The organism is Streptomyces abyssomicinicus (assembly GCF_008974245.1).
Taxonomy (GTDB): domain Bacteria; phylum Actinomycetota; class Actinomycetes; order Streptomycetales; family Streptomycetaceae; genus Streptomyces; species Streptomyces abyssomicinicus.
The window spans coordinates 725,224-749,342 of sequence record NZ_BBZI01000005.1 but is presented as its reverse complement, the minus strand read 5'-3'; the positions used below and the strand labels follow the sequence as shown (position 1 = coordinate 749,342).

At 71.3% G+C, this 24,119-nt stretch carries 19 protein-coding genes; 9 read left to right on the top strand and 10 right to left on the bottom strand.

What is annotated here, in order from left to right; translation table 11 throughout:
* Window positions 1-3: 3 nt before the first annotated feature.
* Both GBN72_RS03005 and GBN72_RS03000 read right to left on the bottom strand, forming a co-directional pair.
* Window positions 4-933, bottom strand: coding sequence for a PqqD family protein (locus tag GBN72_RS03005; RefSeq protein WP_151770042.1), 930 nt, complete (start codon window positions 931-933; stop codon window positions 4-6).
* 302 nt (window positions 934-1,235) lie between these two features.
* Complete coding sequence (locus GBN72_RS03000) at window positions 1,236-1,415, bottom strand: hypothetical protein (protein WP_151770041.1); 180 nt, start codon at window positions 1,413-1,415, stop codon at window positions 1,236-1,238.
* An 840-nt stretch (window positions 1,416-2,255) separates the two neighbouring features.
* On the opposite strand from GBN72_RS03000, the gene GBN72_RS02995 reads away from it, so the two are divergent.
* Window positions 2,256-4,082, top strand: a complete 1,827-nt coding sequence (locus GBN72_RS02995) for a glycoside hydrolase family 15 protein (protein WP_151770905.1) — start codon at window positions 2,256-2,258, stop codon at window positions 4,080-4,082.
* Window positions 4,083-4,139: 57 nt separating this feature from the next.
* On the opposite strand, the gene GBN72_RS02990 is transcribed toward GBN72_RS02995, so the two are convergent.
* The gene (locus GBN72_RS02990) at window positions 4,140-4,802 is read right to left on the bottom strand and encodes a TetR/AcrR family transcriptional regulator (RefSeq protein ID WP_151770040.1); all 663 of its coding nucleotides are present in this window, start codon (window positions 4,800-4,802) and stop codon (window positions 4,140-4,142) included.
* Between the two features lie 131 nt (window positions 4,803-4,933).
* Here GBN72_RS02990 and GBN72_RS34995 point away from each other — a divergent pair, with 131 nt between their 5' ends.
* The 3 genes from GBN72_RS34995 to GBN72_RS02975 are packed head-to-tail and all read left to right on the top strand — an operon-like array spanning window position 4,934 to window position 8,483.
* On the top strand, window positions 4,934-6,283 hold the full coding sequence (locus GBN72_RS34995) for a flavin-containing monooxygenase (RefSeq protein ID WP_151770039.1): 1,350 nt from the start codon (window positions 4,934-4,936) through the stop codon (window positions 6,281-6,283).
* Window positions 6,280-7,125: an SDR family NAD(P)-dependent oxidoreductase gene (locus tag GBN72_RS34990; RefSeq protein WP_151770038.1), complete on the top strand. Its 846-nt coding sequence runs from the start codon at window positions 6,280-6,282 to the stop codon at window positions 7,123-7,125. The genes GBN72_RS34995 and GBN72_RS34990 overlap by 4 nt, the downstream gene beginning before the upstream one ends.
* Window positions 7,122-8,483 (top strand): MFS transporter, encoded by a 1,362-nt coding sequence (locus GBN72_RS02975; RefSeq protein ID WP_246212222.1) that lies wholly within the window; start codon window positions 7,122-7,124, stop codon window positions 8,481-8,483. The genes GBN72_RS34990 and GBN72_RS02975 overlap by 4 nt, the downstream gene beginning before the upstream one ends.
* A 171-nt stretch (window positions 8,484-8,654) precedes the next feature.
* Here the strand turns inward: GBN72_RS02975 and GBN72_RS02970 are convergent, their stop codons facing one another.
* Window positions 8,655-10,148, bottom strand: coding sequence for a non-reducing end alpha-L-arabinofuranosidase family hydrolase (locus GBN72_RS02970; RefSeq protein WP_151770037.1), 1,494 nt, complete (start codon window positions 10,146-10,148; stop codon window positions 8,655-8,657).
* Window positions 10,149-11,010: 862 nt separating this feature from the next.
* Between GBN72_RS02970 and GBN72_RS02965 the strand changes: the two genes are divergently transcribed.
* From GBN72_RS02965 to arfA, 4 genes are all read left to right on the top strand, one after another.
* On the top strand, window positions 11,011-12,303 hold the full coding sequence (locus GBN72_RS02965) for an ABC transporter substrate-binding protein (RefSeq protein ID WP_151770036.1): 1,293 nt from the start codon (window positions 11,011-11,013) through the stop codon (window positions 12,301-12,303).
* Window positions 12,304-12,448: 145 nt separating this feature from the next.
* The gene (locus GBN72_RS02960; RefSeq protein WP_246212221.1) at window positions 12,449-13,342 is read left to right on the top strand and encodes a carbohydrate ABC transporter permease; all 894 of its coding nucleotides are present in this window, start codon (window positions 12,449-12,451) and stop codon (window positions 13,340-13,342) included.
* Window positions 13,339-14,241: a carbohydrate ABC transporter permease gene (locus GBN72_RS02955; RefSeq protein WP_151770034.1), complete on the top strand. Its 903-nt coding sequence runs from the start codon at window positions 13,339-13,341 to the stop codon at window positions 14,239-14,241. Before GBN72_RS02960 ends, GBN72_RS02955 begins: the two co-directional genes overlap by 4 nt.
* 129 nt (window positions 14,242-14,370) lie before the next feature.
* Window positions 14,371-15,870, top strand: a complete 1,500-nt coding sequence (arfA, locus tag GBN72_RS02950; RefSeq protein ID WP_151770033.1) for an arabinosylfuranosidase ArfA — start codon at window positions 14,371-14,373, stop codon at window positions 15,868-15,870.
* A 147-nt stretch (window positions 15,871-16,017) separates the two neighbouring features.
* On the opposite strand, the gene GBN72_RS02945 is transcribed toward arfA, so the two are convergent.
* The 5 genes from GBN72_RS02945 to GBN72_RS02925 all read right to left on the bottom strand — a co-directional run bounded on the left by GBN72_RS02945 (window position 16,018) and on the right by GBN72_RS02925 (window position 22,454).
* Complete coding sequence (locus tag GBN72_RS02945; RefSeq protein WP_151770032.1) at window positions 16,018-16,896, bottom strand: class I SAM-dependent methyltransferase; 879 nt, start codon at window positions 16,894-16,896, stop codon at window positions 16,018-16,020.
* Between the two features lie 102 nt (window positions 16,897-16,998).
* Window positions 16,999-18,222 (bottom strand): aminotransferase class V-fold PLP-dependent enzyme, encoded by a 1,224-nt coding sequence (locus GBN72_RS02940; protein WP_151770031.1) that lies wholly within the window; start codon window positions 18,220-18,222, stop codon window positions 16,999-17,001.
* Between the two features lie 3 nt (window positions 18,223-18,225).
* Window positions 18,226-19,551, bottom strand: a complete 1,326-nt coding sequence (locus tag GBN72_RS02935) for a pyridoxal-phosphate dependent enzyme (RefSeq protein ID WP_151770030.1) — start codon at window positions 19,549-19,551, stop codon at window positions 18,226-18,228.
* Window positions 19,548-21,038 carry a Y4yA family PLP-dependent enzyme gene (locus GBN72_RS02930; RefSeq protein WP_151770903.1) on the bottom strand — a complete coding sequence of 497 codons (1,491 nt, stop codon included), beginning with the start codon at window positions 21,036-21,038 and terminating at the stop codon, window positions 19,548-19,550. Before GBN72_RS02930 ends, GBN72_RS02935 begins: the two co-directional genes overlap by 4 nt.
* Window positions 21,039-21,242: 204 nt before the next feature.
* Window positions 21,243-22,454, bottom strand: a complete 1,212-nt coding sequence (locus tag GBN72_RS02925; RefSeq protein ID WP_151770029.1) for an MFS transporter — start codon at window positions 22,452-22,454, stop codon at window positions 21,243-21,245.
* 65 nt (window positions 22,455-22,519) lie between these two features.
* Here GBN72_RS02925 and GBN72_RS02920 point away from each other — a divergent pair, with 65 nt between their 5' ends.
* Window positions 22,520-22,918 carry a MerR family transcriptional regulator gene (locus GBN72_RS02920; protein ID WP_151770028.1) on the top strand — a complete coding sequence of 133 codons (399 nt, stop codon included), beginning with the start codon at window positions 22,520-22,522 and terminating at the stop codon, window positions 22,916-22,918.
* 30 nt (window positions 22,919-22,948) lie between these two features.
* Here the strand turns inward: GBN72_RS02920 and GBN72_RS02915 are convergent, their stop codons facing one another.
* Window positions 22,949-24,067, bottom strand: coding sequence for an LLM class oxidoreductase (locus GBN72_RS02915; protein WP_151770027.1), 1,119 nt, complete (start codon window positions 24,065-24,067; stop codon window positions 22,949-22,951).
* Window positions 24,068-24,119: the final 52 nt, after the last annotated feature.

Genomic DNA, 24,119 nt, shown 5'->3' with positions numbered 1-24,119 from the left:
CGATCAGATGGTGCCGAGCACGGAGTACGGCTCGTCGCTGACAAGGTCACGCGAGCGCAGGGATTCGAGCAGACGCTCGATGCGCTCGGGGGTCAGGGTCTTGAGCGCGGGGACGTGCTCGGCCAGCCGCTGCACGGCATCGACGACGCCCTGCGGGTCGCGGCCGTCGCACAGTGCCCACACGAAGGCGGCGGGGTCACGCAGCATCAGCTGGCGGCGCAGCTCCCAGTGGAGCAGGATTCCGTCGCTCTGCCCGAGCACGTTGTACGAGGGGTTGCGCCAGAGGCGCTCGCCGGACTGCCCGGCCGGTACCGTCCAGGGCCAGGCGTCCAGGGAGACGTCGTGGCGGCTGAGCAGCTGGCTCGCGGCCACACAGGTCTGCACGAAGAACACCAGGTCCTCGGCGGCGCTGTTGCCGCGGTCGGTCCAGTTGCCTCGCTGGAAGTCGACGAAGGTGTCCTTGGGGAACCCCTCGACAGGCGTGCGGTCGAGCTGCTTGTAGACCCACTTCTTGCTGTAATAAAGATCGCCGGAGGCGGCCACGACGGCTTTGCCGGCGTAGGCGGTCAACTCCTGACCGACGAGCGCGGCGGTCTCGTAGTCGCCGTCGACGGAGGCGCCGAGGAAGTCCTCGAGGTGCCCGTTGACCGCGATGGCGGAGTAATTGACCGCTACCTGGCGGATGTTGGCGATGGACGAGTCGATCCGCTGCTTGAACCCGTCGAGCGCGGGCGAGGGCGCGACGATCTCTGACGTGTACAGGCGGCACACGAAGTCCAGTTGGCCCGGCAGCTTGTGAAGTTCCGTCAGGTTGTCACGGCGCAGCTCGAACGAGGTGATCGTGTCGACCGCCTCCTCGACGTACGCGAGCGTGTACCGCTCCACGTCGACCCGGTGGCCGTTCACGTTGTACTGCGTGACGTCGTCGCCCATTGCGGACTCGTCGGTGTAGAGAACGAAAAGGTCGGCATCACTCGTGGGATTACCGAGGCCGGCCGTCAGACTTCCCGCTATGTACATCGAATCGATCGATCCGTTGTCGTCAGCGGTAAGGGCCTCCGCCAATATGCGGGCCGCTTGCAGCTTTTCTTCGATCACCGAGCGCGCCACAGTTACGTTTTGCCTTTCAGCAGGTTGCGCAGGAGCCCCGCCAGAGGGTCCCGCCATCAATTCGGAGTTCTTCCATGAGGAAAGGACGGGGTGACGGGAGGGATTTTCCCGCCACCCGGCCTCAACTAGACGTTCGCCACGTTGGCGACGTTCGCCACGTTCGCCACGTTGGCGACGTTGGCGACGTTGGCGACATTCGCCACGTTGGCGACGTTCGCCACGTTGGCCACGTTCGCCGCGTTGTCCTCCGCGGACTCGAACTCGACGATGTCGTCGTCCAGCTCGATGACGTCGATGTTCTCCATGTACTCCACCCCCTTTCCGCGCGAAGTCGCCCCGTTGCGGGGCGCGGTGGGGCCGGCGGACCGGTCCCCCTTCCGGAGCCCTGCACGGGAAAGCAAGCCCGCGCAGCGCAACGGAAACCCTGAGCAATCCGGCATCGAGCAGATCCGGACGTCGCCAGAACGTCCGGACCGCCCAGATGCGGATAGATGAGAAAATGCCCACGATAAAATCGGCAGAAGAATCGGATTCGCATCGACCCTTACCGAGTCGTTGCCCCGATCGAGAAGCCCCCGCTTCCTTTCGCCTCCCCCTCCAAGGCGCACGTAGAACGTATGGGGAGCGATCGAAAGCGTCAAGATCTCTTGGTTACTTCATTACCTTCCGCCGGACGCCGAGCAGCAAATCCGCGCAGTATGCCCTGTTTTTTCGAGATTTAAGCGTCCGCTAAATCAGGGGCCGCGGTGTTTCTCAACCTTCCATCGAATCCCCTGGAGGGCGCAGCCGCGGGGGCTGACGTGACGTCACCGTCCGCCCTGGGCAGTGCGGTTGTCGGGAGATGGCCGGCCATCGGCCCCGACTCCTGTGCCACGGGCGGCAGTTCACCTCGCGCCGCGCGAGCTTCATGGACGGCCCGTCCCTCACCGGTGCAGGCGATGCGCCGAGGGGGCCGCATACGCACGCACGACCGCGCCCTCGACGCCGGGTGCGCCCGCCCGCGGGCCCGGGCACGGTGCCACGGCCCCGCCCTTCACCCGCTCGTACCAGTTCCCCCCTGGCCGTCTCGCGCCACCCGGGGCCCTCTGCCACCGTGGGGACGAGGGTGATCCTCGATGTCCACGTCCCCGGAAGAGCGAGGTCTCATGTACGACCCCGATCCACCGTTCCGGCCGGTCCGCAGACGGGACGGGTACATGCCGCTGGAGGACCTCGGGCTCATCGGTGACGGCACGACCGCGGCGCTGGTCGGGCTCGACGGGTCCATTCCCTGGATGTGCCTGCCCCGGTTCGACTCGGAGCCGCTGTTCTGCGGGCTTCTGGACCACAGCCGTGGCGGGCACTTCACCGTCGCTCCGGAGGGTCTGGTCGAGGCCCGGCAGTGGTACGTGCGGGACACCGGGGTGCTCGTCACCGACCTGCGCACCCCCGACGGGGTCGTGCGCCTCACGGACGCCCTCACGCTCCGCCCGGGCGCCGACCTCACCGACGACACTCCCGCCGGGCGCGCCGAGCTCGTGCGTTCGGCCCAGGTCCTCTCCGGCCACGTCCGGCTGCGGGCGGATCTTCGGCCCAGGGGCGGCGCGCAGGCGCGGGCCCTGTTCAGCGGGGTCGAGGTGCGGCCCTACCGGCAGCGAGGGCTGCGGCTGCACCTGCGCGGCAGCCGGCCCCTCGAGGGACTGCGCAACAGCTACGACATGCGGGAGGGCGACCGTCTCGACCTGGTCCTCTCCTGGGGGCGCTTCCACCGTCATCACCGCTTCGACACCGATGCCATGCTCGCCGCCACCGGTGAGGCGTGGCGTCGCTGGATGACGGGGTTCACCTACGAGGGCCCGGAGGAGCCCCTGGTCAGGCGGGCCGCGCTCAGCCTGAAGATGTGCGACGACTGGTCCAACGGCTCGCTCGTCGCCGCACCCACCTCCTCCCTCCCCGCCCCCATCGGCGGCATCCGCAACTGGGACTACCGCTACGCCTGGATCCGGGACGCGGCCTTCGCCGTGTTCGCCCTGCGGCGCATCGGCTTCCAGGGCGAGGCCGACTCGTTCCTCGGCTGGGTCCTCGACGCGTTCGAGCAGAGTGGACGGCCCCGCATCATGTACACCCTCGACGGGCTCGCGGTCCCCGACGAGATGGTGGACGGCGAGCTGGAGGGTTACCGGCGCTCGGCCCCCGTGCGTTGGGGCAACGGCGCGACCGACCAGCGCCAGCACGACGTCTACGGCGAGATCCTGGACTGCGCCGACCAGTGGCTGCTGGCAGGCGGCGAGATCCAGCCCGGCCTGTGGTCCAGTCTGGCCGGGCTCGCGGACCAGGCGGCCACCGCCTGGCGCGAGCCGGACCAGGGCATCTGGGAGGTGCGCAACGAGGGTGACGCCTTCACCTACTCGGCGGGACTGTGCCACGTGGCCCTGGACCGGGCGGTGCGCATCGCCGAGCGGCACGGGCTGCCGGGACGCGTCGAGGAGTGGCGGGCCGCGGCCGACGAGCTGCGTGAACTGATCCTGAACCGCTCCTGGGACGAGGACGCGAAGACCCTGAGCGTGTCCCTCTCCGGCGGGGGCGCCGTGGACGCCAGCCTGCTCGCCCTGCCGCTCCGCGGGGTCGTCCCGGTGGACCATCCGCGGATGGTGGCGACGACGGCCGCCGTGGCCGAGCGTCTCTCGGCGGGCGGCGGGCTGCTCTACCGCTACCTGCACGACGAGTCCCCCGACGGGCTCGACGGTGACGAGGGGGCGTTCCTGCTGTGCAGCTTCTGGCTGGTCGACAACCTGGTCGGCCAGGGCCGGCTGGACGAGGCCGAGGAGCTGTACGTGTCCCTGTGCGCGCGGGCCGGCACGACCGGACTCCTCTCGGAGCAGATCCATCCGTCCACGGGCGAGTTCATGGGCAACTTCCCGCAGGCGTTCAGCCACATCGGGGTCATCGCCAGCGGAGTGACCCTCGGCCGTGCGCGGGCGGGCAGACGGTGAGCGGGCGGTGAGCGCGCGGGCCGGCGGGCCATGAGCGGCCGCGCCCGCCGGCGTCCGTCAGCGGATCCGCTCGCCGCCGCCGGCGCCGCGGTCCAGCACGCTGGTCACGATGTCGTGCAGGTGGCGGCGGAACCGGTCGAGGACGGCCAGGTCACGCGGGCCGAGCCGACGCCCCGTCGGATCGATGATGCCCGCTTGGCCGAAGGAGTGCGCGGTCCAGACGATCGTGAAGACCAGCATCTCGACGTCGACCCCTGAGCCGAGGCCGACGCGGTCGAGCACCTCCCGTACCGAGGCGGCGACCTCGGTGATGAGCGGGCCGGCGAACTCCGACTCGATCTCGGCCAGGTCGGCCCCCTCCGACAGCCACCGGCGCATCCACAGCGCGGGGACCTCGGGACGGTTCATGCAGAAGGTCAGGTAGGCGTCGACGAAGCCGAGCAGCGCGGCCCTGGTCTCCGTCTCCGACGCGCCGCACGTGTGCAGTTGCTCCAGGGCGGCGGCGACCACCTCCCGCTGGGCCAGGTGCGCCCGGCGCATCACCGCGAGGTAGAGCTCCGCCTTCCCGCCCACGTGGTAGGCGACCGTCGCGATGTTGAGTCCCACGGCCTCCGCGATGGCACGGGTGCTGGTCGCGTCGTAGCCGCGCTCGGCGAACAGCCGGGTGGCCGCCGCCAGGATGCGTTCGCGACTGGAACCGTCGTCCGGCTGAGCGCTCATGCGGCCGAGGCTACCCGAGGCCGCGGATCGAATTCAATCAGTCGCCGGGGAGGAAAAGAGGAGGTGGGGAGGGGTTGTCGCGCTCTCCATCATTCGATTGAATGACCGCCCTCGAGTGAGGAGGACCGCGCATGGACGCGACGAGGGTGGCGGTGATCGGTGCGGGGGCCGCGGGGCTGGCCGCGGCGAAGGCGCTGCTGGACGAAGGTGCGGAGGTCACCGTCCTGGAGCGGGGCGACCGCCCCGGCGGACTGTGGGCCGAGGGCGGCGCCGACGGGTCGTCCCCGGCCTACGACAGCCTGCACCTCAACACCAGCAAGGGCCGTACCGAGTTCGCCGACTTCCCGATGCCGGCCGGGTGGCCGGACTACCCGTCGGCCGCCCGGGTCGCCGAGTACCTCGCGCGGTACTCCGACGCCTTCCAGGTCACCGGGCACATCCGGTTCGGCACCACCGTCACCGCCGTCCGCCGCTCCGGACCCGCCTGGCGGGTCGGCATGGAGGCCGGGGACGCCACCGTGACGAAGGACTACGACGCCGTGGTGGTGGCCAACGGGCACAACCGGGACCCGAAGTGGCCGTCCCCGGCGTATCCGGGCCACTTCGACGGCCTGCAGCTCCACGCCCACGACTACCGCGACCCCGGCCCGTTCGCCGGCAAGCGGGTGCTGGTCGTGGGGATGGGCAACTCCGCCATGGACATCGCCGTCGACGCGTCGTACGTCAGTGCCGGGCCGGTCCTGCTCTCGGCCCGGCACGGCACGCACATCGTCCCCAAGTACCTCTTCGGCCGCCCTTCGGACCTGACCGGCAAGGCACTCGCGGTACTGCCGTGGCGCATCCGCCAGAGGGTCGCGCAGGCCGCGCTGCGGCTGGCGGTGGGCACCCCCGAGAAGTACGGGCTGCCGAGGCCCGCCGGCGGCCTCTTCCAGGACCACCCCACCATCAGCGACACGATCCTGCACCGCCTCACCCACGGGGAGGTCGTCGCCCGGCCCGGCGTCGAGCGGCTCGACGGCGGCAGGGTGGTGTTCACCGACGGCACCGTCGAGGACGTCGACGTGATCGTGTGGGCGACCGGCTACCGGGTGACCCTCCCGTTCCTGGACCGCGACCGGACCGGTGAGGACCCCGAGGCGATGCCGCTGTACCAGCGCGTCTTCCACCTCGACGACCCGACGCTGGCCTTCGTCGGCCTCATGCAGTCCACCGGCGCGGCACTGCCGGTCGTGGAGGCGCAGGCCAAGCTCGTGGCCGCCTACCTCGGCGGCCGCTACGCCCTGCCGTCACCGGCCGAGCAGCGCGCGGCGGTCCGCCGCGCCCACACCGCGGCCGTCCGGCGGTGGGGGGACAAACGGCCGATGATGCGCGTCGACTTCGACCAGTACGTCTCCGCGCTGCCCCGGGAGATCCGGGCGGGTGTCCGCCGGGCCGCCCGCGGCGCCACCGTCCACACCCCTGCTACGAAGGCCCACGCATGACCCTCTTCTTCCTCGACCGACGCCACGACCCCCGCGGGCGGCGCTTCCTGATCACGGGCGCCTCGGGCACCATCGGGCGCGCCCTCGGCGAGCGGCTGGCACGCGCCGGTGCGCACGTGGTCGGCCTCGACCTGCGGCCCTCCGGCGACGAGCCGTTCGACGTCGTCCGCTGCGACGTCACCGACGACCGGAGCGTGCGGTCCGCCGTCGCGGACGCCCTCTCCCGCCTGGGCGGACTCGACGTCCTGGTGAACAACGCCGGGATCGGCGGTCCCGCGCCCGCGGAGCTGCCCCCCGGAACCGAGGTGCTCCGCCAGCTGGAGATCAACCTCCTCGGCACCTGGCGGGTGACCGCCGCCTGCGTCGGCGCCCTGGTGGCCGGGCGGGGCCGGGTGGTGATGGTGACCTCCAGGATGGCGGCCATGCAACTGCCGCTCGCCGCGGCGTACGGGGCCTCCAAGCGGGCCATGGTCGCGTACGCCGACGCGCTGCGCCTGGAACTCGGCACGCACGTCTCGGTCAGCTGCGTGTATCCGTCCGCGGTGCGCAGCCCCATCCACGACTCCACGAAGGAGGCCGGGCTGTCGCTGGAGGGCATGAGCGTGTACGAGCCGCTCGAGGGCGTGGTCGACGCCATCGAGCGGGCCGCGCTGGCCAGGCGTCCGCGACGGGACGTGACCACCACCCGCAAGGGCGCGGTGGAGTTCTTCCTGGCCCGCCACCTGCCCGCCGTCACCGACCGGGTCGTGGCCCGCACCCTCACCGCCCGGGCCAGGGCCGGCGCCTTCGACGGGGCGCCGCTCGCGGCCGGCGTGGTCGAGCGGCACAGGAGCGGCGCGTGAGCGCCCCGGTCGCGCCGGCCGCCACGACCGGGGCGCGGGCGGGCGGTGGTCCCCTGGCCGCCTACGCCGCCGGCTCGCTGGGCATGGGGGTCTGGGTCACCGTGCCCGGGCTGCTGCTCCTCTACTTCCTCACCGACGTCCTGGGCGTGCCCGCCTTCCTCGCCGGGCTGACCCTGCTGCTGCCCAAGGTCGTGGACATCGTCGTCCACCCGTTCCTCGGCTCGCGCTCCGACCGGGAGGCGGTCCGGTTCGGCCACCGCCGCCGGATGATGCGTTCCGGTGTGCTGCTCGGGGCCGCCATGGTCGCGATGTTCAGCGTGCCGTCCGCCCTCACCGGCGGGTCCGCGGCGCTCTGGGTGGGCTGCTGGTTCGTGGTGGGCAACCTGCTCTTCGCCGGTTTCCAGGTGCCGTACCTCACCACGGCCTCCGACCTGCTGGTCGGGTACCACGAGCGGACGCGGGTCTTCATGTTCCGCATGCTCTGCCTGACCGTGGGGCTGCTGTGCGCCGGCGTCGCCGCGCCCGCCCTGACCGCCGCCGGGGGCCGGGGCGACTACACCCGCATGGCGCTCCTGCTCGCGACGGTCATGGCCGTCACGTCGCTGGTCGCGCTGTCCGGGGTGCGCCGGCTCACCGACGGCTGCGGCGTCCGCGCGCCCGACGGGGCGGGCGGCCACTCCACCCTGGCCGACCTGCGGCTGGCCTGGCGGGACCGGGACTACCGCGCGCTGGTGCTGTCGTACCTGTTCACCGGAACGACCACGCACCTGTTCCTCGCCGCGCTGCCCTACTTCACCGAGTACGTCTTCGAGAACTCCGGGCTCACCGCCCTGCTGATGGGCCTGTTCCTCGCCCCGGCGCTGTTCGCCGGCCCGCTGTGGACCGCCTGGTCGCGGCGCTTCGGCAAGCAGCGCGGGCTGCTGCTCTCCCAGGCCGCCTTCGCGGCGGGCTCCCTGGCCCTCCTGCTGGGTGCGGTGCTCGGCGGGGCGCCCGGCGTGGCCGTCACCGCCGTCGTGGTGATGGTGATGGGCATCGCGTTCGCCGGGCTGCAGCTGTTCGCCTTCTCGATGGTGCCCGACGTCGTCGCGGCGGCGGAGGCGTCCGGATCCGCGAAGGCGGGCGCGTACACCGGGATGTGGACCGCGACGGAGGCGACCGGCACCGCCGTCGGACCGTACCTGTACTCGGCCGTCCTGGCGCTGGGCGGTTTCGTCTCCAGCACCGCCGGTGAGCACGTCACCCAGCCCGGCTCGGCGACGACCGCGCTGCTCGCCGGCTTCACCGCCGTACCGGCCGCGCTGATGGCCGCCGCCCTCTGGTTCCAGCGGCGCTACACCCTGGACCGCCGCCCCTCGTGACGGCCCGCCTGGACGCCGACGCCACCCGGGCGGGTGCCCGCGGCGCGGTGAGCCGTCGGCGCCCGGCAGCGGGGCTCTGGGGCGCGCGGGGCGGGGGGCCCCTCCGGCGAGACGCTGGAAGGGCCCCCGGCGTCCGGTGCGCGCACGGTGCGATCACCTGGACCGTGTGGGTCAGCGCTGGAGGGTGAGGACGCCCGGCCGGTAGGGCAGCGCGTTGTAGTCGCCGCCCGAGTTCGGCGCCTTGCCCTGGTACAGGAGCTGGAGGTTGCAGGGGTCGATGGTCATGGTCTGGTCGGGGTTGCTGCGGACCAGGTCGCCGTGACTGATGTCGTTGGTCCAGGTCGCGCCGCTGTTGGCCTTGCCCGCGAACGGGTTGCTCTCGGAGGCCGCCTGCGGGGTCCACGAACCACTCAGGCTCGAGGACGTGAAGGAACGGAAGTAACGCCCGTTGGCGCCCATCGCCTCCACGATCATCAGGTACTGGTTCTGCCCCTGCACCTTGTACACCTGCACCGCCTCGAACAGGTTGGCCTTGGTGTCACTCATGATCGTCGTGTACGAGGAACCGAAGCTGCCCGGGAAGTTCCCGATCGGCATGCTCGCCCGGTAGATCTTGCCGTTGTCACCGGCGAAGAACAGGTACATGTTCTGACCGTCGGCGATCAGCGTCTGGTCGATCGGACCGGTGTCGGAACCGGAGATGCTGCCCGTGAACAGCGCCTGCGGCGCCGACCACCCGTTGGGGTTCGTCGGGTCGCTCGACGTGCGGTACATGAACGCCGCCGAACCCCACTGGTAGGCCAGCACCCAGATGTTCTTCGGCGCGAAGTAGAACAACGTCGGCGCCACCGCGGCCTGACTCATCGCGTTCTGGCCCGCCGAGGCCATGTCCGACCAGTTCGTGAACTGGCTGAAGGCCATCGAACCGTACGACGAACCCGTCGAGTACGACCCGTAGACCAGGTACTTGCCGTTGTGCTTCACCGCGGAGAAGTCCTTCAACGACACCCACCCGCTCCTCGGCTGCGCCAGCGCACCCGTCGAGGACCACCGGTACGACGAGGGCAGCGAACACGTGCCGCCCGGCGGCGTGGTGCTGCCGCCCACCTTGACCAGCTGCCACTGCTGGTGGCCGGCGCCGGTGTCGGTGGACTGGACGATGTTCGCGCCGTCACCGGTGGAGGCGTTCTCCGGGCCGAACGCCTTGCCGCTGTTGCGGTTGATCAGACGCACGTACCCGTCCGAGGAGTCGGCGAGACGGAACTGCTGGTTGGCGCCGTTCAGATCGGGCCACTGCACGATCTGCCCACCGTCGGAGGACGACCAGTTGTAGACGTCCAGGACCTTGCCGGAGTGCTTCGACCTGAGCCGATAGTAACCGCTCCCGGAGTCCACGAACTGCCACTGCTGCTGCGCCTGGTCGTTGCGCGCCCACTGGACGATGCGGGCGCCGTCGCCGGTGGCCAGATTGTACACATCCAGCGCCTTGCCGCTGCTGCGGTTGACGAGGACGTACGTGGCGCCGGTGTCGACCGTGGCGGCCGACGCCGGGGTGCTGCCGAGGGTCAGGCACAGCCCGGCGAGCAGGGCGGTGACGGCGATCGCGACCGTTCCTCTCCGCCATCGCCACAGCAGGCGCGCGGGTAAGACCTTTGCTGGTGCCATCTCTGCCTCCTAAAGGTTTCGACTTCCGCCCGGCGCGGGCGCCGGAGGGAAGCCGGTTCGGTGGGGGGAGCGCCGGGCCGTTGCGCCGTGGCGCCGCCACGGCGGGACCGGGGTGCGGCGGACGTGGATCCCTGTGGGGGCCCGGCGTGGGCCCTGCGAGGGCCCTGCGTCCGTCCGGCATCCGTCCGGCGTTCGGCAGTCAGTGTGAGCGCTAACAGTTCTCGGAGCAAGGGGCGTGCGTCGACTGTGCCGGAAGCGGCGGCGGTGGCAGGGAGCCCAGTAATCGCAAGGGTGAAACGCTTGCCGAACAGGAGGGCTGACCGGTGTTAGCGCTCACATGTGCCCGGAGATGCCCAGGCAACGGTCGATCTTTCACCACTGATCTTGCGCAAGCACGAGGGTTGCCGGCACCGGCCCCGACCTCACCGGCCAGGCCCTCGGCGAGGGAAGGCGCAGGCTGCGCCCACCAGCGGGTCTGTGTGCCGATCGAGGGAAGGCTTCGAAATGTTTCGGCGACGGACCCCGGCAACCGATCATAAGTTTCGAGGAATTTTCGGAACATTAGTCATTGACTGCCGCTCCGCGCCGAGCGCATACTCTCGTGCGATCGCAACCCTCCGTAACGAAAATCACCCCTCGCGGTCACCCCCCGTCTGCCTGGCACGTGCACACCCGCATGCCTGGAGCGGGAAGCACGGAAATTGCGCGCCGCGATCAGGTCTCAAGCCGTCACGACCAGCCTGTCGCTTGATCAACCCGATCGACGCGCACGCAGTTCTTGGCACCACCCAGCAGGCCCATGACCTATCGCACGCCCTTGACGCTCCTTGCGTTGATTACGACTGATCAGGAAGTTGCCATGATGACGAGGAAGACACGCACCACGACGGCCCTCGCGGTCGGCCTGGGTATCGCTCTCGCTGCCACCGGCTGCGCCGGCAACGGCGAGGCCGACGACAACGCGGCGGAGGGCGGCAAGGTCACGCTGACCGTGTGGGAGAACGCCTCCCCCGGTCCGGGCGAGGAGTTCTGGAAGACCGCCGTCAAGGAGTACATGGCGGCGAACCCGAAGGTCACCATCAAGCTGCAGACGGTCCAGAACGAGGACTTCGACGGCAAGCTGCAGACCGCGCTCAACTCCAACTCCGCGCCGGACATCTTCCTCCAGCGTGGTGGCGGCAAGATGCGCGCCATGGTCGAGGCCGGCCAGCTCCAGGAGCTGCCCTTCAACGACCAGGACAAGACGAACGCGGGCGCGCAGGTCGCCGGCGCGACGATCGACGGCAAGGTCTACGCCGTCCCGCTGTCCACGCAGCCCGAGGGCATCTACTACAGCAAGGACCTCTTCGAGAAGGCCGGCATCAAGTCGACGCCGACCACGATGGCCGAGCTCGAGGACGCCATCGCCAAGCTGAAGAAGATCGACGTCGCCCCGATCGCGGTCGGCGCCAAGGACGCGTGGCCGGCCGCGCACTGGTACTACAACTTCGCCCTGCGCCACTGTAGCGAGGACGCGATCAACAAGGCCGGCGCCGAGCTCAAGTTCGACGACCCGTGCTGGACCAAGGCCGGCGAGGACCTGCAGAAGTTCCTCAAGGTCGAGCCGTTCCAGAAGGGCTACCTGACGACCCCCGCCCAGCAGGGCGCCGGTTCGTCGGCGGGCATGCTCGCCAACCACAAGGCGGGCATGGAGCTCATGGGCAACTGGAACCCGGGCGTGATCGCGGGTCTCACCCCGGACAAGAAGCCGCTCCCGGACCTCGGCTGGTTCCCCTTCCCCGCCGTGGAGGGCGGTCAGGGTGACCCCAGCGCCATCATGGGCGGCAGCGACGGCTACTCGGTCGCGAAGGCCGCGCCGAAGGAGGCCTTCGAGTTCCTCCGGTGGCTCGCCACGAAGGAGGAGCAGGAGAAGTACGCCAAGGGCTTCAGCACCATCCCGGTGAACAAGGAGGCCCAGGGCGTCGTCACCGACTCCTACAACGTCTCGGCGCTGGAGGCCTTCAACAAGGCCGCCTACTCCGTCATGTTCCTCGACACCCAGTACGGCCAGAACGCCGGCAACGCGATGAACACCGCCGTCGTGAACCTGATGGCCGGCAAGGGCTCGCCCGAGGACATCGCCAAGAACACCAACGCGGCTGCCGCGAAGGGCTGAGTAAAGAACCATGAGCGACACCCTGGGTACTGAAACGGCCTCCGGCCGTCAGTCGCAGGGCACGCCTGAAGCCGGGGACGCGGGCAAGTCCGCGTCCCCGGCTTCACCGCGAGCGGCTGGACGCCGCCGCAGTGGCCGTGCCCGGATGCGACTCGAGATCGCGATTCTCTCCGGACCGGCGATCATCGTCTTCCTCGCATTTGTGATCTTCCCCGTGGCACTCGCCGCGTACTACGGCTTCTACCGGTGGAAGGGTTATGGAGACCCGACCGACTGGGTGGGGTTCGACAACTACAAGCTGATCCTCACCGATCCGGCGTTCCACGAGGTGCTGACGCACAACCTGCTGATCGTGGTCCTCTCCCTCCTGATCCAGGGACCGCTGGCGATCGGCCTCGCACTCCTGCTCAACCAGAAGATCCGCGGACGCTCGATCATCCGCATCCTGATCTTCGTGCCCTACGTCATCTCCGAGATCATCGTCGGCACCGGCTGGGGTCTGCTGCTGCAGTCCAACGGCGCCGTCAACGACCTCTTGGGCAAGCTCGGGCTGGAGTCCTGGCAGCACGACTGGCTGTCCGACCCGGATCTGGCGCTGTGGACGCTGATGGCCATCATCACCTGGAAGTACATCGGGTTCGCGGTGATCCTGATGCTCGCCGGCCTGCAGTCCATACCCGACGAGCTCTTCGAGGCCGCGGAGATCGACGGCGCTTCCTACTGGCAGATCCAGCGCCGCATCACGCTTCCGCTGCTGGGCCCGACGATCCGCATCTGGGGCTTCCTGTCGATCATCGGATCGCTTCAGCTGTTCGACCTCGTCTTCATCATCTGGGGCCCGTACATCGCGGGAACCGCGGGAACGTCGACGATGGCGATCTACATGGTCGCCGAGGGCCGTAACGCGGCCAACTTCGGCTACGGCAGCGCCATCGCGGTCGTGATGTTCGTGATCTCGATGGTCGTCGCGCTGTTCTACCAGCGCTTCGTCCTGCGCCGTGACCTGCAGGGCGCCGTCACCGAAGGAGGCGACCGATGAGCGCGACGACCGCAAAGTCCGCGAACCTCACGGGGATCGCACGACGCAGGCGCCCCGACCGTGGCGGCGACCAGGTCAAGCAGAAGTGGGGCAACCCCTTCACCTACCTCGTCGCGCTGCTGTTCATCGTGGCGTGCATCGCGCCGGTGCTGTTCATCGTGCTCGGCGGGTTCCGCACCAACTCGCAGTTCACCACGGACCCGTCGGGGCTGCCGAGCCCGTGGTCCGTCGGCAACTACACGGACGTCCTCTCGACGCAGACGTTCTGGGGCCAGTTCGCCAACTCGATCGCCGTCGGTCTGGCGAGCACGGCGGGCATCGTGGTGCTCGGCCTGATGGTGAGCTTCGTGATCGCGCGCTACGAGTTCAAGTTCAAGGGCGCGATGTACTCGCTGTTCGCGGCGGGCCTGATGTTCCCCCTGGTCATCGCGATCACGCCGCTGTACATCATGATCAAGAACCTGGGCCTGATCGACAACCTGCTGGGCATCATCATCCCGCAGATCGCGTTCGGTCTGCCGACGACCGTCATCATCCTGGTGCCGTTCCTCAAGGCCATCCCCAAGGAGCTCGAGGAGGCCGCGTCGATCGACGGTACGAGCCGGCTCGGGTTCTTCTTCCGGATGGTGATCCCGCTGTCGACGCCCGGCGTGGTCACGGTCAGCATCCTCGGCTTCCTCGGCAGCTGGAACAACTACCTCCTGCCGCTGTACGTGCTGAACTCGCAGGCCAACTACACCCTGCCGCTCGGCGTCCAGGCGCTGTCCGCCTCGCAGTACTCCCAGGACACCGCGAAGATCCTCGCGTTCACCTCGCTCGCCATGCTGCCCGCCCTGATCTTCTTCTCGGTCTTCGAGAAGAAGATCGTCGGCGGCCTGACCGGCGCCGTGAAGGGCTGAGCCCGCAGGGATCCGCTCCGGACCGTTCCACGCCTGCCCCTGCCGCGTCCCTCGCGGCAGGGGCAGGCCCCGTTCACCGTGGCGGCGCCCCGCACACCGCGGCCGCGCCGCCCAGGAAGGACCACCGCAATGCCCCGCGTCCACATCGAGCTCGACCGGAAGGCCGTCGTCGCCCCCGTCCGGCGCCGTACCTTCGGCTCGTTCGTCGAGCATCTCGGCCGCTGCGTGTACACCGGGATCTACGAGCCGGAGCACCCGAGCGCGAACGAGGACGGCTTCCGCATGGACGTCGTCGAACTCGTCAGGGAGCTCGGCAGTACGACGATCCGTTACCCGGGCGGCAACTTCGTCTCCGGTTTCCGCTGGGAGGACTCGGTCGGCCCGCGCGAGAAGCGCCCGGTGCGCCGTGACCTCGCCTGGCACTCGCTCGAGTCGAACCAGGTCGGCCTCGACGAGTTCGCCAGGTGGCTCAAGCTCACCGGCTCCGAGCTGATGCTCGCGGTCAACGTCGCCACCCGGGGCATCCTCCCGGCCCTGGACCTGCTCGAGTACGCCAACCACCCGTCCGGCACGGCCCTGTCGGACCTGCGCATCGCCAACGGCACGCCGGAGCCGCACAACGTGCGGATGTGGTGTCTCGGCAACGAGATGGACGGCCCCTGGCAGACCGGCTTCATGACGGCGGACGACTACGGCAAGATCGCCGCCCGGACCGCCGCCGCGATGAAGACGGCCGACAAGGACCTCGAACTGGTCGTCTGCGGCTCCTCCGGGTCCGGCATGCCGACCTTCGGCGACTGGGAGCGCACGGTGCTCGAGCACAGCTACGAGCACGTCGACTACATCTCCTGCCACGCGTACTACCAGGAGCTCGACGGCGACCTCGGCTCCTTCCTCGCCTCCGCGGTCGACATGGACTTCTTCATCGACACCGTCGTCGCGACCGCCGACCACGTGGGGGGCAAGAAGCGCTCGAGGAAGAGGATCGACATCTCCTTCGACGAGTGGAACGTCTGGTACCTCAAGGAGCACCAGGAGTCGCAGAAGGACGAGACCGAGTGGCGCCACGCGCCCCGGCAGCTCGAGGACGTCTACACGGTGGCGGACGCCGTGGTGGTCGGCAACCTGCTGATGACGCTGCTCAAGCGCAGCGACCGCGTCACCTCGGCGTCGCTCGCCCAGCTGGTGAACGTGATCGCGCCGATCATGACGGAGCCCGGGGGCCCGGCCTGGCGGCAGACGACCTTCCACCCGTTCTCGATCACCAGCCGGCTCGCCTCCGGCGAGGTGATCCGGCCCGTGATCGAGTCGCCGGTGTACGAGACGGCGCGCCACGGCGAGGCGTCCGTCGTCGACGCGGTCGCGACCGCCGACGAGGACCGGGCCGCGGTGTTCCTGGTCAACCGCGACCTGCGGGAGGCGGCCCAGGTCACGATCGACGTACGCGGCCTCGGGTCCTCGCGGGTCGCCGAGGCGCTCACGCTCGCCGACGCCGACGTGTACGCGAAGAACACGGCGGCCGAGCAGGACCGGGTGTCCCCGTCCGCGAACACCACCGCGGCGCTCGCGGACGGCGTCCTCACGATCGAGCTGCCGCCGGTGTCGTGGACGGCGATCGACCTCCGCTGATCGCCGCGGATCGCCGCTGCTTGCCGCTGCTTGCCGCCGGCCGCCGCGGCGTCCTCGGCGGCCGGGCAGGCGCGGGTGCGGCCGCGATTCCGATTCCACGTCCCGCGTCCCGGGGGAACCTCCTTCCGGGGCGCGGGGTCCGTGGTGTCACTCCTTCCGGGCCACCAGGACACCGCTGTCCCCGTACTGCCACACCAGGCCCGCGCGGGCGAATCCCGCCCGGCGCAGGAGGGCCGCGTGGCGGGCCGCCCCCAGGCCGTTGCCCTCGCCCGCGGATCCCCCGAGAGCCGCCCGCCGGCGCTCCCGCAGCTCCAGCAGCCCGGCGAACTCCTGCTCCCGGGCGGCGCCCCGCCACCAGGACTCCCAGTCGTCGTGGCCGCCGGTACGGGACCGTTCCGCGAACCGGCGCCCCAGGGCGGTGGCGAGACGCCCGCGCCACGGGTCGTCGGCGGGGAAGTGGTCCCCGTTGACCAGTACCCCTCCCGGGCGTATCCGCCGGGCGAGCTCCCGGTAGACGGCCAGGAGGGCGGCCTCCGGCAGGTAGTGCAGCGCGGTGGTGGAGACGGCGGCGTCGAGCGGACGGTCCAGGGCCAGGGCGTCCGTCCAGCCCTCGGCCCCGATCACGGCGTCCACGTAGCGGGCGGCGTCCGGGCGGTGGGTGCGGCCGAGTTCCAGGAGCAGCGGGTCCATGTCCACGGCGACGATCTCGGCGTGGGGCAGGCGCGCGGCGAGCCTGGCGGCCAGGGAGCCCGGGCCGCATCCCAGGTCCAGCAGGAGCGGCCGCCCCCGCTCCCCCGCCGCGTCGTGCGCCGGGTCCCCCGCGACGCCGCACGCCGGGTCCCCCGCCGCGTTCTCCGCCCGGTCCTCGACGACGTCCTCGACGACGTCCTGGACCGCCTCCTGGACCACGTTCTGGACCACGTCGGTGATCACGGTGAACCGCGTCTCGCGGTCGACCGCGTAGCGCTGCTGCTGCAGCTCCCAGCGCTCCACCCACCGCCGCGCCGTCGACATGCTCACGCCCATTGCGCCCGTTCTCGCCCTTCCGCAGCGCCGCGTTCCCGAGGTGTCCGCGGCTGCGGGCAATCTACTGCTGCAAACGGTTTCCATTTCGCAGCGCGGGGCCTGTCACGCGAGTTCGCCAAGAACGGTCAGCAGGCGGTCGATCTCCTGAACCGTGTTGTACACGTGCACGCTGACCCGGACCGATCCTTGCCCGTCGGTTCTCCCCGCCTGGCAGAGGTCGTCGGCCCGCACCATGAGGCCGTGGCTGTCCAGGATGAAGCCGAGGTCGTCGGAGGGGATGTCGCGGTGGCGGAAGGTCACGATGCCGTGGCGCCGCTGGACGGCCGCCCCGGCTGCCAGCCCCGCCTGGCAGCCGAGCACCTGGTAGGCGGGCAGGCGGCGGAGCGCGTCGGTCAGCCGGGCCGCGAGGGCGGTGGTCCAGCGGTCGATCCGGTCCGTGCCCGCGGCGTCGAGCCAGCGCAGCGCTGCCTCCAGGGAGGCGATCCCCACCGTGTTCGGGGTCCCCTGCCATCCTCCGGGGCGGAAGGCGGGCCCACGTGTGTCGCGCGACCACACGGCCCCGACCCCGGGCAGGGCCAGGGCCTTGTGGCCGGAGAACACGACGAAGTCCACGTCCAGGCGGGCCACCGAGAGGGGCAGGTGGCCGACGCTCTGAGCGGCGTCCAGGCAGATCGGCACGTCGGGGCCGACTGCCTCGCGGATGCGGTGGACGTTCATGTCGCCGCCGTGGACGTGGTGCACGTGGGTGGCGGCGACGAACCGGGTCCGCGGGTCCACCACGCCGGGGAACGCGCGGTGGTCGTAGTCGCCGGAGCTCTCCTGGTACGGCAGTTCCCGGACCGTGATGTGGACGCCCCGGGCGGCGAGGAGCCGCTGCACCTCCAGCCACGGTTCGTGGTTGGCCCGGTGGTCGGCCGCCGGGACCAGGATCACGTCTCCGTCGGTGAGCCGGCCGGCCAGCCAGTCGCGGGCGACGGCCCGCAGGCCGTCGGTGGTGCCGCCGGTGAAATGGACGCCCGAGCGGGCGTCGCGGCGGCCGGCCTCCGGGTCCCCCAGGAAGTGGCGGACCACGTCCTTGGTGCGTTCCACCAGCTCCGTGGTGCGGTTGGCCCAGAGGTAGGCGCCGCGCGCCGCGTTGGCGTTGGTGGTGGTCAGGTAGGTGTGGACGGCGTCGAGGACGGCCTGCGGCTTCTGCGCGGTGGCCGCGCTGTCCAGGTAGGCGAGGTGGGAGTTGCCGGTGATGATGGGGAACTGCTCGCGCAACTCGCGCTGCCAGGGCTCCAGGTCCTTCAGCTCGCGCTCGGGATCGTAGGCGGGTGACGGCACGGCTCAGTCCCGGACCAGCGGCCCGCCGGAGTCCCGCCAGGCGACGACGCCGCCGGCCAGACTGCGGACGTCGGGGTGGCCCATGCGGGTCAGCAGGGCGGCGTAGCGGGCCGAGCGTTCACCGACGGGGCAGGCCAGCAGGACCGGCCGGCTGCGGGCGAACGGCAGGCCGCCGCGCACGAGTTCGGCGAAGAGCTCGTCGGGGATGTTCACGGATCCCTCGATGTGCAGGGCGGCGTAGGCGTGCGGGCCGCGCAGGTCGACCACCAGGGGCGGCGCCTGCTCGGAGAGCCGGCGGCGGGCCTCCTCGACCGTGGTCTCCTTCGCGAGCCGGGCCGTCTCCTCGGCCCCGAGGCTCTCCACCGAGTTCTTCCGCGGGGGCCGTCCAAGGAGTTCGGGACGGCGCTGCCGGACGTAGCTCAGGTAGCTCTCGGCCCGGTCGCAGACGATGAAGACGGCGGTGCGCCGCTCGGTCAGCCGCGCGTCCAGCGGACGGAGGTGGCGGACGGCGCCGTGGTAGGCGGCGCCGCCGGTCGGCCCGGAGAGGAGACCGCAGCGGCGGATCAGGGTGAGCATGCCGTCGATGGCCTCGTCGGAGGTCACCGGCTCGATGGTGTCGTACGTCGCCGGGTCGAACAGGCCGACCTGGTGCACCTCGTCGAGGGTGCGGATGCCGGGGATGAAGTCCGACTTGTCCGCGACGAGCCCCACCACCCCCACCCGCGGGTCGTGTTCGCGCAGCACCCGGGCCACCCCGGTCGACGAACCGGCGGTCCCCACGCAGGCGATGAACCAGTCGGGCACCCTGCCGTCGAGGTCCTTCACGATCTCGGGACCGGTCCCGGTGCTGTGCGCCTCGGTGTTGCGCGGGTTGAAGTACTGGTCGGTGTGCAGGTAGGCGCCGCCCTCCTCGGCCAGCGCCTGGTGGAACCGGGTGAGCGGGTCCTCGGTGTCGGTCGGGTCCAGGCATTCGCTCCGTCCCGGGAGTTCCTCGATCTCGGCCCCCAGCAGGAGGAGGAGTTCCTTGATCTCGGGGACCCGCATCCGGTTGGTGACGCTCTTGAACGGCAGGCCGTGCAGGCCGGCGAGCAGCGCCAGCGCCTTCGCGGTGTTGCCGCTGGACAGCTCCACCACCGTCGCGCCGCCGTCGGCGGCCGTGACCAGCCGGTCGCGTGCCATGTTCCAGGCGGCCCGGTCCTTGACCGATCCGAAGGGGTTGAGCATCTCGAGCTTGGCGTAGAGGTCGATGTGGCCGAGGCCGTGCACGGCCGGGTCGATGCGCACCAGCGGCGTGTTGCCGATGGCCTCGACGATGCTGTCGTACCTCATGACGCGCTCCCTCCCGACGGGCTGATCGGCCAGTACCGTTCGTCCGGGCACCACCGCCAGGAGGTTCCCTCGCGGGTGACGGCGACCGTGCGGGCCACGGGCTGCCGTTGGGCCCGGTGGGCGTGGAAGTCCATCGCGTAGCCGGCGGTGTTGGCGAAGGCCAGCAGGTCGCCGGGGCGCGGGAGCCGGGGCAGGAAGACCTTGCGACGGGTGATCAGGTCGGCCTCCAGACAGAGATTGCCCATCAGGAACACCCCGGCGCCGCCCCGCGGTTCACCGCTCTCCTCCGGGGATCCGCCCCGGGGTACGAGGACGGGGTCGACGAGGACACCGTGCTCCTCCAGCGCGATGTCCCCGGCGTTCGCCGCGAGGCGCACCAGGACGTCCCCGGAGTCCCGGCGCACCTCCACCACCCTGGCCAGGGAGACTCCGCACTGGTCCACCAGGGCGCGGCCCGGCTCGCAGTCCAGGTCGTACAGGTGCTCCAGCAGGAGGGAGCCGAGGGGACGGCCGGTGGAAGGGCCCGGGTGGCGCAGCAGGTCGTCGAGGTACGCGGGGCCCGCGGACGCGCGGTGCGCCGGGTAGAGGGCCGGCGATCCGCGCAGGGTGCCACCCTCGTTCCGCAGGCCGTAGCCGTGGCCCCGCCAGGTGAGGGCGGGCCGGTTGCCCAGGACCGCCTGGCCGAGCGCGGTGGTCCAGCGCTCCCATTCGCCGGCGTCCCGGGCGTAACCGACGCCGAAGCCGCCGCCGATGTCGACGGAGCGCGGGTCCAGTCCGCGGGCGCGGCAGAGGTCCAGCGCCTGGACGCAGTTCTCCAGGGCGAGGGCCTTCTCCTCGATCCCGGTGGTGTCCAGGTGGTATCCGACGCCGGTGAGTTCCACCGCGTCCCGGTGGCGTTCCACGAGGTCCAGGGCCGCTTCCAGCTCGCGGACGGGAGTGCCGAAGCGGCTGCGCCGCGACAGCAGCCGCACCCCGCCCGACCCGGCCGTCGGCGCGAACTCCGCGAGCCGCAGCAGCACTTCGGCCCGGGGCAGGGCGTATCCGCGTACCAGTGCGGCCAGTTGTTCGAGTTCCGCGGGCGAGTCGAGGTGCACGCGTGTCCCCGTGCGGGCGGCGAGCCACAGGAACTCGGGGTCCTTGGGTCCGGTGGCCAGGATCCGGTCCGGACCGACGCCGGACTCCAGGGCGTGCCGCAACTCGCCCAGCGAGGCGACGTCCACGCCGGCCACGGAGGGGCCGGCCGCCGCGAGGGCGCGCACCAGGCAGTGGGAGCCGTTCGCCTTGTGCGCGAAGTGGATCCGGCCTGCCAGGTGGTGCCTGCGGTAGACGTCGCGGAAGCGGCGGGCGTTCTCCGTGATGTGCTCGGGCAGGAGCAGGTTCAGCGGGGAGCCGAGCGCGTCGACCAGGGAGTGCAGCAGCGCCCCTTCGTCCAGCAGGGTGCTGAGCAGCGGTTCCAGCCGTGGGCGCAGGTACAGGGGCAGCGCCATGTCCGGCAGCGCCACGGCAGGCCCTCCCCTCGCACCCGTCGGCCGGATATCCGTTCGGGATGCATTCTTTCCGTTCGTCCCGTCGCCTAAGCGCGGATCGCGGAGCTGTCCCGGGCTCGTGATCCGGTGGGGCGGCCGTGCCCCGTCGGTCTCCCCACCGGATCCTGGCCGGTGTCCGCCCTCGACGGAACCGCCGTCGTCCCGTCAGGGCGTGGTCCGGTGCGAGGGGAAGGCGTGGTGACGCGCGAGGGCGACGACGGCCGTGGACACCACGCCGAGGAGGGCGGCCACGGCCGCCACCGCCTTCGCGCCGACGTCCTCGAGCAGGACGCCCCCCAGGATGCCGCCGAGCATCATCGCGACGTTCCACAGGGTGACGAGGACGGCCTGGGCGGTGTCGGCGACGGCCGGGCCGTGGGGGGCGCCGGCCCGCCCGGCGGCGGTCTGCAGCAGGGTGGGTATGCCGCCCCAGCCCAGCCCCCACGCGACGGCGGCGGCCCAGACCACCGGGTGCGCGGTCGTGGCGGCGAGCGCGGCGGTGGCGAGGGTGAACAGTGCCGCCCCGGTCAGCGCCGACGCCCGCAGGTACTGGTCGACGCGTCGCCCGACGTACCAGATGCTGGCCAGGCAGGCCACGCCGAACGCGAGCAGGACCGCGTCGGTGGAACGGCCCAGGCCGGCCTGCCGGAGATAGGGCGCGACGTAGGCGTGGACGACCGTGTGGCCGAGCACGAACGTCACGACCACCGTCATCACGGCCGCGACGCCGGGGACCTTCAGGGTCCGCCGGACGGTCGCTCTCGCCGCGTTCGCCGGATCCGGCCGGTCCAGGGCGGGCACGGAGCGGACGATCCAGGCGATGACGGCGAGGGTGACCAGCGACACCCCCGCGAACGCCGCCTGCCACCCCACCCGCTGCCCCACCAGGGTTCCGGCGGGCACGCCCAGCGACAGCGCCACCGGGATGCCGGTCATCGTGACGGCGATGGCCCGCCCCTCCAGTCCGGGCGGGGCGATGCCCCGGGCGTACCCCGCGAGGATCGCCCAGGCGAGGCCGGCGGCGATCCCCGCGAGGAACCGGGCCGCGAGGAGCACGGCGTAGCCGGGCGCGGCGAAGGTGAGGGTGTTGGCGACCAGGAAGACCGTCATGGCGCCGAGCAGCAGGGGCTTTCGCGGGACGGAGGCGGTGGCGGCCGCGAGCGGGACGGCGGTCAGCGCGGTGCCGGCCGCGTAGACGGTGACCGCCTGGCCGGCGGCACCGGGGCTCACGCCCGTCGTGGAGGAGATCTCCGGCAGGACCCCGGCGGGCAGCGTCTCGGTCAGGCTGGTGATGAAGACGGCGGTTCCCAGCGCCAGCAGCGCCGACCGTGGCAGGGCGTCCCGTCGGGCACCCCGGGAAGGTGTCGTGGTGGTCATGGGAGGAATCCTGGAACCCTCACATTGATGTGACGGTCAAGCGGGTACGTGGCTAGGCTGGCGGGATGCGCATCGGTGAACTGTCGCGGCTGACCGGGGCGTCACGCCGGCTGCTGCGCTACTACGAGGAGCAGGGCCTGATCGTCCCGGAGCGGGGCGTCAACGGGTACCGGGAGTACGACGACCGGTACGTGGACCGGGTCAGGCAGATCCGCGGCCTGCTGGCGGCCGGGCTGCCGACCCGCATCATCAAGCAGATACTGCCGTGCCTGGACAAGCCCCGGTCGATCCATTTCCCGGACGCCACGCCGGAGATGCTGGCGCTGCTGGCGGGTGAGCGGGACAGGCTGAGCGAGCGGATCGACGTGCTGATCCGCAACCGCGACGCGATGAGCGAGTATCTGGCCGAGGTGGAGAAGCACCGGGCCCTGCCCCGCCCCTCGTCCGGACCGGTCCCCGGCTGAGGCTTCCCCGGCCGGGGCCTTCCCTCCGGCCTACGTCCGCAGCAGGGGCAGGAGGTCGTGGATGACGCGTCCGGCGTCCTCGGAGTGCACCGCCGGCCGCAACCGCACCCCAAAGAGGCCGGTACCGTCGCGCCACCGGGCCAGTTCGTGCGCGAGGCGGTCCGCCGTGCCCACGAAGACGCCGGTGTCGGACGCCCAGGGCCCGCCGGCGGTCTCGTTCAGCAGCGTGAGCCGGTCCTGCGCGTGCCGGTCGGTGTCCCCCAGCACGATGGCGAGGTCCGCGTAGGCCCGGGTCGGTCCGGCGTCCGGGGTGAGGGCCTCGACCCGGTGGAGCGTCTCCAGCAGCTCCGGCAGGGGGTGTTCGTCGGTCGGCGTGACGAACACCCGGTCGGCCACGGCGGCGGCGAGCCGGTACGGCTCGAGTGCGTGATGGGCCAGGACGGCCACCGGCGGCGGGTCCGCGACCGGCACCGTCAGCGGACCGGCGGCCGCGTGGCCCGGCCCGCCCTGCGGCGTCACCGGACGGATCCTCCCGGGCTGCCAGAAGGCGTCGCCCCCGCCGCCGAGGGCCTCCGCAGGGAAGGTGGCCCACAGGCCCCGCACCGTGCCCACGTGGTCCTCGGCGTCCTTGAACAGGTCCCGCAGCCGCCGCGCGATCCGGGTCGGGACGTAGACGTCCTCGGGCCGGAGGGCTGGTGTGGGGACACCGCCGACCACGGCCGCGTCGCGGGCGTCCGCCGACACCTGCGGGCGCCACACCACGCGGCCCGGCCCGACGGCCGCCGGCGACGCCAGTTGGGCCGCCACGTGGAAGGGGTTGGAGTGCGTCACGTTCCGCGTGACGACGACCTCCGGAATGTCGCTCGTCGCCAGCAGGAGCGTGGCGACCACCACCGGGTCGAGGCGTCCGCGGACCCGGTGGCCGGTGTCGTCGTCGGCGGTGCCGAACCGGTCGGTGCGAAGGGTCGGACCGTCCTCGATGGTGAGGAAGCCGACGCCGCCGGACGCCGCCTCCCTGGCCCGGCCGACCCAGTGGTCGCCGGTGAAGAGCTCGGCGGGATCCGTCACCGACGACTGCGACCACGACGCCGGGTGCCGGCCGACGCCCTCGAGTGCGATGCCCACGCGGAACGAAGTGTCATCCGTCATGGCGACGATCCCAGAGCACTCACACCAGTGTGAGGGTCAACCGCCGGCCGGC